Origin of the sequence: Planctomyces sp. SH-PL62 (assembly GCF_001610895.1) — a bacterium.
Taxonomy (GTDB): Bacteria; Planctomycetota; Planctomycetia; order Isosphaerales; family Isosphaeraceae; genus Paludisphaera.
The window spans coordinates 5,639,884-5,654,230 of record NZ_CP011273.1 but is presented as its reverse complement, the minus strand read 5'-3'; the positions used below and the strand labels follow the sequence as shown (position 1 = coordinate 5,654,230).

The 14,347-nt window shown below is 66.2% G+C and carries 19 protein-coding genes; 10 read left to right on the top strand and 9 right to left on the bottom strand.

Annotated features, from left to right (window positions below; all coding sequences use genetic code 11):
* Nucleotides 1–150 precede the first annotated feature (150 nt).
* From VT85_RS22085 to VT85_RS22065, 5 genes are all read right to left on the bottom strand, one after another.
* A complete protein-coding gene (locus VT85_RS22085; protein ID WP_068420086.1) occupies nt 151–480 on the bottom strand; it encodes a hypothetical protein in 330 nt (109 codons plus the stop codon).
* Between the two features lie 71 nt (nt 481–551).
* Nucleotides 552–1,205 (bottom strand): hypothetical protein, encoded by a 654-nt coding sequence (locus VT85_RS22080; RefSeq protein WP_068420084.1) that lies wholly within the window; start codon nt 1,203–1,205, stop codon nt 552–554.
* Between the two features lie 44 nt (nt 1,206–1,249).
* Nucleotides 1,250–1,990, bottom strand: a complete 741-nt coding sequence (locus VT85_RS22075; protein ID WP_068420082.1) for a hypothetical protein — start codon at nt 1,988–1,990, stop codon at nt 1,250–1,252.
* A gap of 41 nt (nt 1,991–2,031) precedes the next feature.
* On the bottom strand, nt 2,032–2,373 hold the full coding sequence (locus tag VT85_RS29375; RefSeq protein WP_231871425.1) for a hypothetical protein: 342 nt from the start codon (nt 2,371–2,373) through the stop codon (nt 2,032–2,034).
* A 352-nt stretch (nt 2,374–2,725) separates the two neighbouring features.
* On the bottom strand, nt 2,726–3,670 hold the full coding sequence (locus VT85_RS22065) for an ArdC family protein (protein ID WP_068420080.1): 945 nt from the start codon (nt 3,668–3,670) through the stop codon (nt 2,726–2,728).
* A gap of 260 nt (nt 3,671–3,930) precedes the next feature.
* Between VT85_RS22065 and VT85_RS22060 the strand changes: the two genes are divergently transcribed.
* The 5 genes from VT85_RS22060 to VT85_RS22040 all read left to right on the top strand — a co-directional run bounded on the left by VT85_RS22060 (nt 3,931) and on the right by VT85_RS22040 (nt 7,221).
* Entirely contained in the window at nt 3,931–4,359 is a 429-nt protein-coding gene (locus VT85_RS22060; protein ID WP_156513019.1) for a hypothetical protein, read from the top strand.
* Nucleotides 4,360–4,536: 177 nt separating this feature from the next.
* Nucleotides 4,537–5,421, top strand: coding sequence for a hypothetical protein (locus tag VT85_RS22055; RefSeq protein ID WP_156513018.1), 885 nt, complete (start codon nt 4,537–4,539; stop codon nt 5,419–5,421).
* A gap of 24 nt (nt 5,422–5,445) precedes the next feature.
* On the top strand, nt 5,446–5,853 hold the full coding sequence (locus VT85_RS22050) for a TspO/MBR family protein (RefSeq protein ID WP_068420073.1): 408 nt from the start codon (nt 5,446–5,448) through the stop codon (nt 5,851–5,853).
* 13 nt (nt 5,854–5,866) lie between these two features.
* The gene (locus VT85_RS22045) at nt 5,867–6,226 is read left to right on the top strand and encodes a cupin domain-containing protein (RefSeq protein ID WP_068420071.1); all 360 of its coding nucleotides are present in this window, start codon (nt 5,867–5,869) and stop codon (nt 6,224–6,226) included.
* Between the two features lie 44 nt (nt 6,227–6,270).
* Nucleotides 6,271–7,221: a carbon-nitrogen hydrolase family protein gene (locus VT85_RS22040; protein ID WP_068420069.1), complete on the top strand. Its 951-nt coding sequence runs from the start codon at nt 6,271–6,273 to the stop codon at nt 7,219–7,221.
* Nucleotides 7,222–7,470: 249 nt separating this feature from the next.
* Here VT85_RS22040 and VT85_RS22035 read toward each other — a convergent pair whose 3' ends face one another.
* Complete coding sequence (locus VT85_RS22035; RefSeq protein ID WP_068420067.1) at nt 7,471–7,650, bottom strand: hypothetical protein; 180 nt, start codon at nt 7,648–7,650, stop codon at nt 7,471–7,473.
* Nucleotides 7,651–7,886: 236 nt separating this feature from the next.
* Here VT85_RS22035 and VT85_RS22030 point away from each other — a divergent pair, with 236 nt between their 5' ends.
* Complete coding sequence (locus VT85_RS22030) at nt 7,887–8,708, top strand: hypothetical protein (protein WP_068420066.1); 822 nt, start codon at nt 7,887–7,889, stop codon at nt 8,706–8,708.
* A 370-nt stretch (nt 8,709–9,078) separates the two neighbouring features.
* On the opposite strand, the gene VT85_RS22025 is transcribed toward VT85_RS22030, so the two are convergent.
* The 3 genes from VT85_RS22025 to VT85_RS22015 all read right to left on the bottom strand — a co-directional run bounded on the left by VT85_RS22025 (nt 9,079) and on the right by VT85_RS22015 (nt 11,558).
* On the bottom strand, nt 9,079–9,609 hold the full coding sequence (locus tag VT85_RS22025; protein ID WP_068420064.1) for an NADPH-dependent FMN reductase: 531 nt from the start codon (nt 9,607–9,609) through the stop codon (nt 9,079–9,081).
* A 180-nt stretch (nt 9,610–9,789) separates the two neighbouring features.
* The gene (locus tag VT85_RS22020; RefSeq protein WP_068420061.1) at nt 9,790–10,542 is read right to left on the bottom strand and encodes a hypothetical protein; all 753 of its coding nucleotides are present in this window, start codon (nt 10,540–10,542) and stop codon (nt 9,790–9,792) included.
* 71 nt (nt 10,543–10,613) lie between these two features.
* A complete protein-coding gene (locus VT85_RS22015) occupies nt 10,614–11,558 on the bottom strand; it encodes an IS630 family transposase (RefSeq protein ID WP_197490931.1) in 945 nt (314 codons plus the stop codon).
* A gap of 526 nt (nt 11,559–12,084) precedes the next feature.
* Here VT85_RS22015 and VT85_RS22010 point away from each other — a divergent pair.
* From VT85_RS22010 to VT85_RS21995, 4 genes are all read left to right on the top strand, one after another.
* The gene (locus VT85_RS22010; RefSeq protein WP_068420059.1) at nt 12,085–12,564 is read left to right on the top strand and encodes a VOC family protein; all 480 of its coding nucleotides are present in this window, start codon (nt 12,085–12,087) and stop codon (nt 12,562–12,564) included.
* A 110-nt stretch (nt 12,565–12,674) separates the two neighbouring features.
* The gene (locus VT85_RS22005) at nt 12,675–13,175 is read left to right on the top strand and encodes a DinB family protein (protein ID WP_068420057.1); all 501 of its coding nucleotides are present in this window, start codon (nt 12,675–12,677) and stop codon (nt 13,173–13,175) included.
* A 47-nt stretch (nt 13,176–13,222) separates the two neighbouring features.
* On the top strand, nt 13,223–13,858 hold the full coding sequence (locus VT85_RS22000; RefSeq protein ID WP_068420055.1) for a dihydrofolate reductase family protein: 636 nt from the start codon (nt 13,223–13,225) through the stop codon (nt 13,856–13,858).
* A gap of 23 nt (nt 13,859–13,881) precedes the next feature.
* Complete coding sequence (locus VT85_RS21995; protein WP_068420054.1) at nt 13,882–14,316, top strand: VOC family protein; 435 nt, start codon at nt 13,882–13,884, stop codon at nt 14,314–14,316.
* The last annotated feature ends 31 nt before the right edge of the window (nt 14,317–14,347 follow it).

Here is a 14,347-nt window from a genome sequence, read left to right as displayed (position 1 = left end):
TCCGCTCCCTGGCTCGGGGGCGTCGGGTCGTGGTCCTGCGGGCGGGATCGATGCGGGATTCGCTCATGGCATGGCCTCGATGGGTTCCAACTTTTGCACGGCGACATCGGCTCGCCGGGACGTGCGGCCCCGGCGAGCCCTCCGGTGGTGTCAGCCCTCGTCGTCGGGCAGGTGGCGGGTCGGGACGGCGGACGGGACGTGCGTGGAGCCGCCCTCGCCGAGGTCGTCGAAGCGGAAGCAGCGGTCGGCCTTGCGGACCTCGGCCAGGGCGGCTCGGGCCTCGTCCCAGGTCTCCCATTCTTCGACGAACAGCCGCCGGGGCCGCCCGGAGAGGACCGAGCCTCGCCCGTAGATCGAGTGGGCGTAGAGCACGGGTTTGGAGTGGCGGTAGGTCTCACCCCGGCCCATCTCCAACGTAAAGGTCGGGCGGGGTCGGACGGAGTTGCGGACCTCACGGATGCGGTCGATCAGGTCGCTCATGGCGGGCCTCCGAAGGGGACGTTGTCGGTCAACGCCCCCCCGGTGGTGTCGCTATGCGTCCTCGCCTGGAGTCAGTTGAACTGCCAGGCGGCGAAGCGTCGGGGGTCGAAGGCCACGGGCTCGTCCCCCACGTGGTACTCGACCGAGTACGGCAGGTCCGAGCCCTCCCGCCCATGGATCGCCACCCAGTCCAGGTCGATCACCCTGCCGCTGCCGTCGTACCGGCGATCGTCCTCGGGATAGTCGCCGAGGTCTTCGTCCGGCACGTGGATCTGCGGCCCGAATGTCGGGTCGTCGCTCAACTCGTTGATGGCGTCGGAGATCGTGTCGGCCTCGACGACCAGGAACAACGGCGTGTAGCTGCCGCCGATTTCGAGGAGCCAGGCTTTGCCGAACCAGCCGCCGGGGTTCAGCACGGGGATGTCCTTGATGTCGTGGTCGCCGAGCTTGCACGAGGCCGTGATCTTCATCGGGCGTTCTCCACCGGGGTGAGGGTTGGTCATGCCCATTCCGGCGGTGTCGATTCCCATGTCGGCAGGCCCCTTGAGAGGAGCGGCGTGTCCGCCGTGGTCCGGCGACTCCCGCCCCGGCAGGCAGCGGGCGAAGTAGTCGCCGATGCCAGGAACCAGGCAGACCTCGTGGTCCTCCGCATCGCCCCCGCACTCCGGGCAGAACTCGAACTCGAACAGGCGTTCGACCCATTCCTCGGGCGTCTCGTCGATCACTGGCTCCCCCAGGGTTTATGTCCTCCGCTCCGCCCCCGGAGGTGTCATCGGAGCTGCTCCAAGAGGGCCTCGACCCGCTCGCCCTCCACGCCGAGCGTCCCCAGGTCCAGTCGCAGAATCCTCCGCCGCTCGGCGTGGAGTCGTCGCAGCCAACCGACGACATCGTGCGGGGCTTCCCCGGCACGCCCCTTCCGGGCCTCGTGGAGCAGGTACGTCCCGTCCACGCCGTCCACGCCGAAATCCAGGGCGATCCGCATCCGTCGCAAGGAGTTGACCCGGCCCGTGTGGACCCACTTGCCCCGCCGCCTCGCCTCCCGGCAGGCATCACGGACGATCGGCCCCTCCTTGAAGGCGTCCCGCCCGCCGACGAAGAGACAATCGAACTCGTCCCAGGGGATGCTCCCAGGCGTCATCCCTTCCTGAGCGCAGAGGGCCGCCGGGCAGCCCATGCGGCGAATCCGTCGCAGCCACGGGCGGGAGAGCCGCAGGGTCTCGGCCCAGTCGAACGGCTCGTCGGGGGCGGTGGCGAAGAGCAGGTGGTCGCCGGCACGCTCCAGGCCCTCGCCGATCATGTGGTCGTATTCGTCGGGCCGGAAGAGGCGGCGTCCGGCCTCGGTGAACCTCCCGTTGTCGATCGCCGCCCAGGTGTAGAGCCCGGCCCGGCGGAGGTAGCCCTCCCGGTGGGTCTTCGGCTGGACGATCAGGCCGAGCGGCAGCATGTCCCCGTTGTAGTGCTTCCAGCGGTCGGTGTACTCGTCGATGTAGCCCGTCAGGTAGATCGGCATGGCGGGGGCTTCCTTGCCCCCTCCGCCGGTGTCGATCCTCGTCAGCCTTCGACCCGCTCGTAGCCGAGGGCCTCGAAGGCGGCCCGGAGGTCGTCCTCCTCCGGGTAGCCGCCCTGGTCGTCCCGGTCCTCCACGGCCCGCCGGCGGTGCTCCGAGAGCCACGAGTACACGTCGCCCTCCCAGCCGTTGGGCAGGTCGTACCGGCCCTTCAGCCGCCAGGCGGAATCGGCGATGTTCTCGACCGTCGCCACGTACTCCCGCTCGCCGTAGTCGCACTCGTCGAGGATGGGGTAGTGGGCGAGCCGCTCGGCGAGGTCGTGGTAGGTGCGGAAGGCGTCGGTGACCTCGCCGCCCCGTGAGACCCGGACGGAGAAGCCGTCCACGTGACCGACCCCCCCAGTGCGAATGGCTCTCCATCACCACGTCGGGGTCGTCGCCGTCGGTGAAGGGCTCCATGGCCTCGGCGATGGCGTCGGCGTTGCTCAGGTCGAGCAGCCCGCCGTCCCGGTTATGCGTGTAGACGATCGCCCAAGAATCGGGGGCGTCGAGGTCGTGGCTGCGGTCCCAAACGAAGCGGCCGAATCGCTTCCAGTCGCCCGCCGCCTCACGTGCGGCCTCTTCGAGGGTCATCTCGCCGAGCATCGTCATGGTCATCTCCGTCGGGTGGGGTGTGGTGGTCACACCCCGCCCGGCGGTGTCGATGGGCGACGTTCGTCCCGCCGCCCGTCAGGTCCGTCATCCGGCAAGAACCGAGGCTTCCATCTCTTCGGCGACCTGGGGGCGGCTGAAGGCGAGGAGGTAGTCGGCGGCCTTTGAGGCTTGCGCCGACGCCGTGAAGATGAAGCGGGGGTCATCCTTCATCGCCCGTAGCCAGTTGGCGAGGTAGGCGACGTGATTGTCGAGATTCCCGCTGGCCGGCACCCCCAGCTCACGGGCCAGGTAGCAGGCCCCGATCTCGGCGACCAACTCCCCGAGGGCGTAGGTGTTGTCCTTCTCCTTGCGGCTCCAATTCAGCCGGTTCGGATGCTCCGTGGCGTGGACCAGCTCGTGGAAGATCGTCTCGTAATACTCGTCCGGCTCGGTGAACGACGCTTTCGGCGGCACCTGGACGAAATCTTCACTCGGCGAATAGAACGCCCTCGTCCCGCCGTGGCGGACGGCGATGCCGGTGGCGGCGATGGCCGCCACGGCGGGTTCGTATTCGATGACGACCTCACCGGCGGTGTCGTCCTCTCCTTGCCCGGCCCGGAGGTGGTCGAGGTGATCGCCCTCGACCTGATCGACGTTGAAGACGGTGTAGGACCGCATGACGAAGAATCGGTCCTCTTCGTCCTGGCCCCGGTCGTTGGTCACGGCCCTGTTGATGGGCGACCAGAAGACGATCGTCGTTCCCCAGCGGCCCGAGGGCACGTGTGACGGGCGGGGCATGACCCTGCCACCCATATGCTTCCACTGATTGAAGGTCGCCCACCACTTCGAGGTCAGGTTGTGGCGGGCCGCCGCAAGATCCAAGAGGATGGGGTTGATGCCCCGGTACGGCTTGCGGCTGACGACGTTGGCGGGGGAGCCGGCGTTGGGGCCGACCTTCCACGGCCGTCGCCATGGCGGCGTGCTGCCGGACTCCAGGGCGGCGACGATCTGCTCGGTGATGGACTGACGGAGCTGCTGCTGGCTGGCCATGTCTCGCCTCCGGTCGGGGTTGGTTATCAACGACCGGACCGGCGGTGTCGGCGGACCAATGAGCGCCCAGGGGAGGTGGCGTGCGGATATTAACGACCAAGGGGGACGGCCTGGACCCGTGGGTCAGGCCCGTCGGGGTCAATGCGATCGAGGGGGTGGGGGTCGAGGGGGCTCGGGATCAATAGCCGGTGGACACGGGAGCTGACACCGGCGGTGGGTTATCATGGGGCGGTCCCGGCCCCCTTTGAGGTCGAGGTGCGATGTCCGATCCACGTCCGAGGCCGCTCATAGGCGGTTATTACTGGTTCCCGAGCCCGGCGGGGGGTGTGATGTCCTGGGCGGTGGTGACCTGTCACGACCTGGGGTTCGACGCCGAGGTCGGCCACGTCGATCTCTGGCCCGCCGTGCTCGATCGCCTGGCGATGACGTGGGGGCGGGATGCGGGCGGGCTCCGTCGGCGGCTGATCGACCGCTACACGGGCCTGCCGAGGGGGCGGGTCACCCGGCCGGGGAAGTCTATCCTGGTCCTGCACGGCGACGACGCCCCGGTCTCCGACTGGCGGGAGAGGCTGGCCGAGCGTTACCGGCTCGGGGGCCGTGCGCATCGGTTCCTGTACGACGAGCACGAGCGGAGGCTGCCGGGCGACCCCGAATGGGTCGAGGAGGCCCTGGGGGTCCGCCATGGTTGACCCGGAGCGGCCGAAGCATGGCTTCCACCTCGTTCGTGCTGCGGCATCCGCCCGGCATCGAGACGGGGCTCGCCGATCTCAAGGTCCGAGGTCGGCGATGCGTCGAATCGTCGGCGAGAATGCGGGACAATGGGCGGCGATGACATGACCGGAGTTCGGCCGCATGGGGAGGTCGCCATGACTCGACAGGCATCGACGCCGGGGTTCGTCCTAATCGCTCTCGCCGTCGCCGTGACTTTTCACGACGCCCTGGCCCACGCCCGAATCTTCACCGACGACGAGGCGACCGGTCCGGGCGTCCTGTTCAGCGAGGGCTTCGAGGACACGAACCTGAAAACTCGGGGCTGGTACGACGGCGACGACCGCTTCACGCTCGGCGAGGATGCGGCGGTGGGCCGGCGCTCCATCCAGTACCACTTCCCGAAGGGCAAGCTCACGCCTTCCGATTCATCAGGGGTGCGTCATGCGATCGAGCCCACCGAGGTCGTCTACTTGCGGTTCCACCTGAAGCTGTCCCCGGACTGGTCCTGGACGGGCAAGCCGTATGGCCCCCACCTGCTGCACTTCATGACGACCGAGAACGGCAAGTACTACGGCCCCGCCGCCAGCCGCCTGACGCTCTACGTGGAGCCGGTGAACGGCAAGCTGCGGCTGGCGGCCCAGGACATCCAGAACGAGGATGCGCCCCACGGCTTGACGCAAGGGCCGCTGCGGGGCGGCTACAACGGCACGTTCCACGACAGCCGGGATGTCCTGTTCGACGACGGCGAGTGGCACTGCGTCGAGGCCATGTTCAAGCTCAACAGCCTGGATCCGGCCGGGGACAAGCCGAACCCGGACGGCGAGGCGAGGGGCTGGGTCGATGGCAAGCTCGTCGTCGAGCGCAACGACGTGGTGTTCCGCTCGACCGACTTTCCGAACATGAAGTTCGACCAGTTCATGATGCTGCCCTACTTCCACGACGGCGTGCCGCACGACCAGACGCTCTGGATCGACGACCTGGCGGTCGGCACGGAGCGGATCGGGACGGGCTCGGGTCCGGGCGGCGGAGGTCGTCCTTGATCGATCGTCGATGGAAACGCCGATATGAATAACTTCATGGTCTGGTACGACGGCCTGGCGAAGCCGTCCTGGACTCCGAGCCCATCGACCATCGGGCTGGTCTGGCAGATCCTCTACCCGATCATCCTGGTCACGTGCCTGTTCGTGTTCGTGCAGGCGGTTCGGAGGAAGATCCCCCGGCGAGTGGCGACGCCCTTCGCCGTCAACCTCGTGGCCAACCTGATCTTCACGCCGATCCAGTTCGGGCTGCGGAACCTGCCGCTGGCCTCCGTGGACATCCTGATCGTCTGGGCGACGATCCTCTGGATGATCGTCGCCGTCTGGAAGCACTACCGCTGGGTCGCCGTCGCCCAGGTGCCGTACCTGATCTGGGTCTCGACAGCGACCGTCCTGCAACTGTCGATCACCTGGATGAACTGGGGACGATCCTGACGAGGGCCGAGCCGTGACGAAGGTGAGTCTTCGCGAGAAGTTGGCACTGTTCCAGAACCACTGGAATCCCCGGATCGTCGGCGAATCGAACGGGCGACACGTCAAGCTCGTGAAGTTCCAGGGCGAGTTCGTCCGGCACGAGCACGACGCCGAGGACGAGCTGTTCCTGGTCGTCCAGGGGCGCTTCCGCATGGACTTCCGGGACCGGCGGGTGTGGCTGGAAGAGGGCGAGTTCCCGATCGTGCCACGAGGAATCGAGCATCGCCCCGTTGCGCAGCACGAGGTGCATGTCCTGCTCTTCGAGCCGGTCGGGACGTTGAACACCGGTGATGCGCCCGGCGAGAGGACCGTGTTGGAACCTCAAAGAATCTGAATGCGCCTTCGGTGTCTCATCGATGGGGCGAGGGAGGAACGCAGATGGGCTTTCGGTCGAGTTCGCTGTTCTCCGCATCCCTGTTCATGCTGCTGCCCACCGCCGTCGCATGGGGCGGGGAGCCCCCCAAGCCGACGCAGGTGAAGGTGGCGGCGGTCCAGATGCTAGGCTACGACAAGACCGACCTGCCACGGCCGGGATTCGACCCGAGCGAGGCCGTGGTCCGATACGTCGAGAAGGCGGCCGGGGACGGGGCGCAGCTCGTCGTCTTCCCGGAGTATCTGCTGGGCCGGATCTCCGTCCCCGGCCCGCAGACCGAGCGGATCGCCGGGGCGGCGGCGGCGGGGAAGATTTACGTGGTCGTGGGTTGCTGGGAGGTCTCCGAGGACGGGTCGTTCGCCAACACGGCCCTGCTGTTCGACCGTTCCGGCGAGATCGCCGGCAAGTACCGCAAGGTCCACGCCGCCGTGGACCATTCCGAGGGCCAGCCGCCCTGGTCCAGCCCCCCGCAGGGCAAGGACGACGAGTGGTACTCGACGAATGACCCTGAATGGAAGATGAAGCGGGGTGACGAGTTCCCGGTCTTCGACCTGGACTTCGGCCGGGTCGGCATCCTGACCTGCTACGACGGCTGGTTCCCGGAGTCGTCCCGCATCCTGTCGCTCAAAGGGGCCGAGATCCTGGTCTGGATCAACGGCCGGAAGGGGACGGTGGAGGACTTCCTGGTCAAGTCGGCGATGTTCCAGGACGAAGTGGCGATGGTCGCCACGAACCAGGCCTACGGGTCGGGGACGACCATCGGCCAGTGGCCCGCCGAGATCCTCGCCGTCTGCAAGGAGCCGGAGGAGGGCTACGTCATCGCCACGATCGATCTGGGACGGGTTCGGAAGGCCCGGCTGAACAGCCGGAACCTCCGGCAGCGGAGGCCGGATGCCTACGGGGAGATCGTGAAGCCGATCGCCACGGATGGTCCGCCCGGTCCGGGGAAGCCCTGAGCTGGATGATGGCAGGAACGGCCCGTCTGGGGTGCCGGAAGCGGGGCGTATCACCCCGTGATCCCGACTGATTCGGCGTGCGGCTGGAGGGCGAGCGTGACGCTCCCGTACGACGACAACCTGGAGGCGACCCCGACCCGGAGTGCCAAAGTCGATGGGCCTCGGTGAAGGTATAGCCGTTCGGGCGGATGCAAAGGGCCAGCCAGATTATGCTGGCGTGAGCCCTCTATTGCGGCCCGCCAGTCCTGCCTAGAGCTTTGCATCTGCTTCGGCCGCCCCCTTCATGAATTCGCCGAGCGTGAGGATTTTGAAACCCTGTACCCTCGTGACGTGGAAGGGTCGGCTGCTACCGAGCAGACTGGCGAGGAACAGGTAGCTGATACCGAGACTTTCGAGTTTTGCCTTGGTGAATTCGCTGGTCTTCAGCATGGCGGCCCATGCGATGCGAACGGCCGATGGCCAGTTCAGATCTATCGGGACGCAGAGCCCTTTCTCAAGCCGGACGAAGGCGAGACCGTCCTTCGGATGGAAGTCGTCAGTGTATGAAAGGGCTCGTCACTTGTTACTCATCGAAGGCGACGAGTTGAGCCGATCGAATCGCACAAACAGGCGTTGAGGCCAAAGACGGCCAGGTTTCCGCTTCGAACCCCGAGAGAGGCAAACTCATGTTTCAACTGCGAGCGACTTCATTCGTCAGTGATTACTACCCCGGCGCAATTAAAGCCTGCGAACTCATCGAAGCTCTCCTCGATTACACTGAGAAAGAGCTTGAACTACGCGAGGATCAGATCGCATTTCTCACAAGCGTCTGCAGCGACGATCTCAACAGCGTTCAGCTCCCCGACAACGACATGATCGGGCCGTTCGTCCTCGGGGGCCTCGACGGCTATCCGTTCGTCGGCAGGACAGGCATCGGAGCGTTTTCGCATCACCTCCCCGAGGAAGGGGCGGCGCTAATGGTAGTCGGCCCACACGTCGGGATAACCGATGACGGGCAGGTTGGCAAAGTCCTCCGACCGGGGCAGTCGAAGCCTTCGGATTGCTGCGGCGCCGCAGCAGCGGCTCTGCAAAAGCTGGTGGCGGGCGGGATCCACCCGAAACAACCGGCGGATTTCGATCCTCACGACTATCAGCAAGAGTCGCTTGAGCAGCTGATGCTCAAGCACTCCAACGAGATACTACACCTGGGTAAGTCGACCTACGCCTGGCGATTCGTGCGAGCGGCAGAAGTCATTTACCGTGAGACGGTGGAGACCCTGTTCAACTTCCTGAAGACCGTGAAATTCGAAGCTCCGGCCTTCGTGTTTGGTGGCATTCTGATAAACCTAGACGGCGATCAGGGCGCCTACTTCGCACTCCGACATGCCATCTTCATCGATCACTGCAGGTTCGAGGACATGACCGACGAGTTCCGCAACTGGGTCAAGCCAAAACTCGACGAATTCGAGGCGGGCAACACCGATGTTTTCCGCAAGCGAAACCGTTGAGATCTGCTTGAGATGAGGGTAGGAGAGCCGACCAGCTTCCCTTGCTCTTCAGGCCCTCACCACCTGCCTCGCCACCTCCCCGATCGCCCGCTCCACACTGGCGACCTCGGCGTCGATCCGCTCCAGCCCAGCCTTCGCCTTCTCGACCACGGCCTGGTCGTCGTGCGTGACGCCCAGAACCTGCGTCAGCGTGGCCCGGACGGCCTCCAGCTTCTCGCGGGCTTCGGTCAGCTCGGCCAGGGCCGATTCGAGTTCGTCGGACGTCGGTCAACTCCCCGGGAAACAGGTAAGTCCCGGGGAGATTTTATGGCCGATTCGATAGAACGTGTTGTCTGGGCATGCGTTCAGGTTTCGGACGCAAGACTCGCCGTTACGATCCGGCCCCGATGGCGTCCGCGAAACTGCGAAGTGCGTCGCGGAGCGACGATGAGAGGGAAGGGTCGGCAGCGATGCCGTCGGCGTCGAGGCCGCGACCGAGCAGGGGCACGGCGATCGAGGCGGCTTCGATCACCCGACCGGACATGGTGGCCAAGGTCAGGCGCAGGCTGGCGTCGGCGTGGGTGGACCGGGGCGAGGCGTTGATGACGGCGACGGGCTTCTCGTAAAACTCCGGGCCTCTCACGAGCCAGTCGAGGGCGTTCTTCATGACGCCCGCGACGCCCCTGGCATATTCCGGGCTGCAGATGAGGAGCCCCCGGGCCGCTCCAACTTGTCTTCTCCACTCGTGCACGGATGGAGGCGGCCCTGACTCGTCGACGTCCGGGTTGAAGTGGGGAAGGCTCGCGATCCCCTCGAAGAGATGGATCTGCATGTCGGGCGGGGCAAGCTTCACGGCCGCCTTCAACGCCGCCGTATTGGAAGACCTAGCCCGTAGGCTGCCCGAGACCGCCAGGATTCGCATGACGCTCGCACTCCGGGCCCATACGGCAGGGGCTGGCTCGCCTTGCCCGACCATCCATCGCTGAGCGGCCCGCCGATCATCGTGGATCCCCCGAACCAACTTCTGACAGTCGGATTTTACGAAGGCTCGACACGAGGGTTAGCTGGGCAGGTGTTTAGCGAGGCTGTAGTGCATCGCGATTCAGACATCCCACTTCTTCAAGCTCGGCACCTTCGGACCGTACGTCCCGGGATGTGAGGCGAGCACTCGCCTGCTGATCCGGTCCAGGACGATCAGGATTGCGATCGGCCCGGCGAACGTCGCCGCAAGGAGGCCGACCCATGAGATGAAAGCGCCGATCCCCGGGCCCGAGTTCCGGTCGATGTTCGCACTCAGGAGCACGAGCAGCGGGCCGATCCCGAACACCGTGAAGAGGAGGATCAGCAGGCCCAGGAGCAAGGTGCGGGCCTGATTCATCCCCTCGCCGATCCATATCCTGAGGCCCGAGCGGATCGCCATCACCAACCCGGCGGCCGTGAGCGTCAGCGCGGCCAGGAACCCGCATGGGGCGAGCAACATCGCCGTACCTGCCCCCGCCGGCATCCCGCGGTCATGCACCACGGTGACGTTGATCACCCCGAGGACGAAGAACGTAGCGCAAGCGGCGACCCCCAGCGTCCAGGCGGCCCACGCGTAGCCGAAGAGCGAACTGATCCAGGCGGCCGCTTTGTCGGGGATGGCACGCGCGGAGACTCGAGCTCTCCGAAACTCCCGGAAGGAAATCGCCAGGCACGCCAGGACGACGGCGAGCGGCTGGTAGACCAACCAGGTGAGGACGACGACGGAGGAGACCTCCAGGCCGAGCACCCACCGCTTCAGCGGCGAGACAGTGGCTTCCTGCGGGAAGAGCGCCCAGTCGAAGTCTTCGGCGAGGGTGGAGTCGGAGTGGTTCATGGTTGCTCTTGGGCTCGGGAGACCTCGTGACCTGCCCCCGCCGTTGCTACCAGTTGCTATGTTACAGCGGTTTACCCCGGGATGGCATACAGCCCTGAATGCCTGAACCAGCCGGCGATATCCTTGGCCGTGGTCTGGTAGAGGGCGTCGGCCGGCGCCTGATGCAACGCCGGGGTCGTCCCCGCGGCGATCCGACGCAGGCGGGCCTTGAGCTTCGACCACATCTCCTCGATGGGGTCGTGGTCGGGGCTGTACGGCGGCGGCCGGATCCCTCTCGCCCCCGCCCGCTCGATCGCGGCCTCGGCCGCCTCCGAGTCGTGGACGCGAAGGTCGTCCATCACCACGACGTCGCCGGGGCGCAGGTTCGGCGCGAGCACGCCTTCGGCGTAGGTCCGGAACGCCGGCTCGTCCATGGCGCCGGCGAACGCCGACTCGCCGCGGAGGCCGTCGAGGCCCGCCGCCGCGACCACGGTCGTCGTCCGCCACGCCTTCGGGGCCGAGCCCTCGGCCCGACGCCCCCCCGGGGCCCGGGCTTGCGTCGGGGTCATCGACGCGTCGACACCGGCCTCGTCCAGGACGATCCGCCGTCTCGGATCGAGCCGCTTCGCCTTGCGGCGGGACCTCCGGCGGGCCTCCTTGACGTCGGGGCGGTCGCGTTCGGCGGCGTGCGGCGACTTCTTCTTCCGCGTCCAGCCGGACCGCCGCAACGGCCGCCAGATCGTCACGAGCGTGCAGTCGAAGCCGCCCCGCTCCTTGATCTGCTTCGGCGTGGCGTCGGCGTGCCGGCGAACCAACTCGAACAGGCGAATCCGCTCGTCGAGCCCGAGCTTGAACCCGGCCCCGCCGCCGTGGGGCCCCGGCTCCAGGCCGCCGCTCGCACGCCGACGCTGCAGCATCCGCACCACGAACGACGGGCTCACCTCGAACCGCCGGGCGATCGCGCGTTGCGACTCCTCGCCCCTGTCCACCGCCGCGACCACGCGCTCCCGCAGATCCGCCGAATAAGGTCTTCCCACGGCACGCCTCCCGAGCCGACGCGTCACTCGCTCATGGCTCTGTAGCCATCCTTCGCGTCTGCCAAGCGGGGGTAAACCGCTGTATTCAGCTTGCAGAATCCTTCGGCCACCGGGCAGGCGGGGTAAATCTTCTCGTTACCGAACACGGATTTGATATCGACTTTGATGGCATTTATTAGGTTGGGCCCATGTGTTTTTGCTGGACTGACAGTGCCAGTGATCGCACTAATGATTAAATGGTATTTGATGGGTTTAGAGAAAAATGTTTGGGGACCTCGGAAAGGGCAGTCACCCTCGGAAGAAGCCCCTGAATGAAGGCGCGCAGCGTCCCCTTGGAGGGCAAAACCCTCCGAATGCCCACGATAGGCTGACCGGAGTGTGGTCGCGCGAGCGACGGAGCGAAGCGAACAACGGAGAGGAGCCACCCGCGAAGAGGGATCGACTAAAATTACTGTACGCCCGTTGACTTCCCGCCGATAACTGGTTCCAATCCGGCATCGTTCCGTCCCCGTCCAGGAGCACGACCATGAATAAGCTGATCACCTGCCTGTGGTTCGACAGCGGCGAGGCCCGCAAGGCGGCCGAGTTCTACGCCAGCGTCTTCCCCGACACCCGCGTCGGGAAGGCTCACGCCTCTGCCGCCGACAACCGGTCGATGAAGGAGGGCGGGGAGCTCATCGTCGAGTTCACCCTCCTGGGCCAGGCCTATGTCGGCCTGAACGGCGGGCCGAACTTCAAGCCGAACGAATCGGTCAGCTTCATGGTCGTGACCGAGGACCAGGAGGAGACCGACCGCTACTGGGACGCGATCGTCGGCAACGGCGGCCAGGAGAGCGCCTGCGGCTGGTGCAAGGACCGCTGGGGTTTCTCGTGGCAGATCACGCCGCGCGTGCTGCTTGAGGCGACGACCGACCCGGATCGCGCCGCCGCGAAGCGGGCCATGGAGGCCATGATGACGATGGGGAAGATCGACATCGCCGCGATCGAGGCCGCGCGCCGGGGCTGAGGCTGCCTTCCAGGGTCCTTTGACAGGGAGACCCGGTACGCGGATTCACTTCCGGCCGATAACCTGTTTCGATTCAGCGGCCCAAATCAACTCCCGGAAAGGAATAGCCCATGTCCTACTCCGACTCTGTGCTGCCTGAGTTCGATCAGGAGATGGCGAACACCCGCAAGGTGCTCGAACGCGTCCCCGACGACAAACTCGAATGGCAGGCCCACCCGAAGTCGCACACGATCGGCTGGAACGCCAACCATCTGGCGAACATCCCCGACTGGCTCGTGCACGCGCTGGCGACGCCGGAGCTGGATATCGCCCCGCCCGGCGGCGAGGCTTACATCCCTCCCCAGGCCACCAACCGGCAAGAGATCCTCGAGACGTTCGACCGGAATATCGCGGCCGCAAGGGAAGGGATCACCCGGGCCGACGAGGAGCACATGGCCCAGCCGTGGACGCTCCTGTATGCGGGCAAGCCGGTCTTCACGCTGACCCGGTCGGCCGTGCTCCGGCAGATCATCATCAACCACATGATCCACCACCGCGCGATCCTCTGCGTCTACCTCCGGCTGAACGACATCCCGGTGCCGGGGATGTACGGCCCTTCGGGCGACGAGTAACGCACGGACGACCCTATTCGCGGCCCCAACGTCTCGAGGATCACCTAATGCCCAAAGTCGTGGTTCGCAACTTCGCCTGCTCCATAGACGGTTTCGGAGCCGGCCTCCACCAAACCCAGTCCGAACCCTTCGGCAAGAACGCCTCCCAGATCATGGACTGGTTCAAGTCCACCCGGACCTTCAAGTCCATGATCGGCGGCGAGGGAGGCAGCACGGGCCTGGACGACAGCTACGCGGCCAGGGCTTTCGAGGGCGTGGGCGCCTCCATCATGGGCCGCAACATGTTCAGCCCCCTCCGCGGCCCCTGGGAAAACGAGGATTGGAAGGGCTGGTGGGGCGACAACCCTCCCTTCAAGCACCCGGTCTTCGTGCTGACGCACCACCCCCGGCCCACGCTCGAGTTCGGGAACGGCACCTCCTTCCACTTCGTCGACGGCTCGCCGGAACGGGTCCTGGAGCAGGCCCAAGCCGCGGCTGGGGATCAGGACGTCAAGGTCAACGGCGGCACCGCCACGGTCCGCGCCTTCTGGAAAGCCCGGCTCATCGACGAGCTGCACCTCGTCATGGCGCCGGTCTTCGTGGGGGAAGGCGAGCGGCTCCTGGGCGGGGTGGAGGGCTACGAGGTCGCGGGCTTCGAGGCCTCCGAAGCGGCCGTGCATTACCGGATCGTGAAGAAGGGCTGAACGGGCCCCAGAGGCGGGAAACCATGTCAGTCAAACGGATGGACAACGTCCTCATCGTTGTCGACGATCTCGAAGCCACCAAGGCGTTCTTCATCGCACTGGGCCTCACGCTCGAGGGCGAGACGACGGTCGAGGGGCCTTCGGTCGGGGCGTTGGTCGGGCTGGAGGATGTCCGCTCCACCATCGCCATGCTGCGGACCCCCGACGGACAGGGCATCGAACTGGACAAGTTCCACACGCCCGACGCGGTCAGGTTCGGCCCCACGGCCGCGCCGGTGAACGCGTTGGGCTACCGTCGCGTCATGTTCGCCGTCGAGGACATCGACTCCGTCGTCGCTCGCATGGTCTCCCTCGGGGCCGAGCTCATCGGCGAGATGAAGTACGGGGATTCGTACAAGCTGGCCTACATTCGCGGGCCCGAGGGCATCATCGTCGGGCTTGCCGAGCAGCTCGGCTGAATCGCCAACCACCCGAGTTAGCGACCCCCCA

What these genes read in the sequence shown, in the direction of transcription:
- VT85_RS22085 (WP_068420086.1), bottom strand. Translation starts at nt 480, where the DNA reads ATGAGCGACCTGATCGACCGCATCCGTGAGGTCCGCAACTCCGTCCGA.
- VT85_RS22075 (WP_068420082.1), bottom strand. Translation starts at nt 1,990, where the DNA reads ATGCCGATCTACCTGACGGGCTACATCGACGAGTACACCGACCGCTGG.
- VT85_RS22065 (WP_068420080.1), bottom strand. Translation starts at nt 3,670, where the DNA reads ATGGCCAGCCAGCAGCAGCTCCGTCAGTCCATCACCGAGCAGATCGTC.
- VT85_RS22060 (WP_156513019.1), top strand. Translation starts at nt 3,931, where the DNA reads ATGTCCGATCCACGTCCGAGGCCGCTCATAGGCGGTTATTACTGGTTC.
- VT85_RS22055 (WP_156513018.1), top strand. Translation starts at nt 4,537, where the DNA reads ATGACTCGACAGGCATCGACGCCGGGGTTCGTCCTAATCGCTCTCGCC.
- VT85_RS22050 (WP_068420073.1), top strand. Translation starts at nt 5,446, where the DNA reads ATGAATAACTTCATGGTCTGGTACGACGGCCTGGCGAAGCCGTCCTGG.
- VT85_RS22040 (WP_068420069.1), top strand. Translation starts at nt 6,271, where the DNA reads ATGGGCTTTCGGTCGAGTTCGCTGTTCTCCGCATCCCTGTTCATGCTG.
- VT85_RS22035 (WP_068420067.1), bottom strand. Translation starts at nt 7,650, where the DNA reads ATGCTGAAGACCAGCGAATTCACCAAGGCAAAACTCGAAAGTCTCGGT.
- VT85_RS22030 (WP_068420066.1), top strand. Translation starts at nt 7,887, where the DNA reads ATGTTTCAACTGCGAGCGACTTCATTCGTCAGTGATTACTACCCCGGC.
- VT85_RS22025 (WP_068420064.1), bottom strand. Translation starts at nt 9,609, where the DNA reads ATGCGAATCCTGGCGGTCTCGGGCAGCCTACGGGCTAGGTCTTCCAAT.
- VT85_RS22020 (WP_068420061.1), bottom strand. Translation starts at nt 10,542, where the DNA reads ATGAACCACTCCGACTCCACCCTCGCCGAAGACTTCGACTGGGCGCTC.
- VT85_RS22010 (WP_068420059.1), top strand. Translation starts at nt 12,085, where the DNA reads ATGAATAAGCTGATCACCTGCCTGTGGTTCGACAGCGGCGAGGCCCGC.
- VT85_RS22005 (WP_068420057.1), top strand. Translation starts at nt 12,675, where the DNA reads ATGTCCTACTCCGACTCTGTGCTGCCTGAGTTCGATCAGGAGATGGCG.
- VT85_RS22000 (WP_068420055.1), top strand. Translation starts at nt 13,223, where the DNA reads ATGCCCAAAGTCGTGGTTCGCAACTTCGCCTGCTCCATAGACGGTTTC.
- VT85_RS21995 (WP_068420054.1), top strand. Translation starts at nt 13,882, where the DNA reads ATGTCAGTCAAACGGATGGACAACGTCCTCATCGTTGTCGACGATCTC.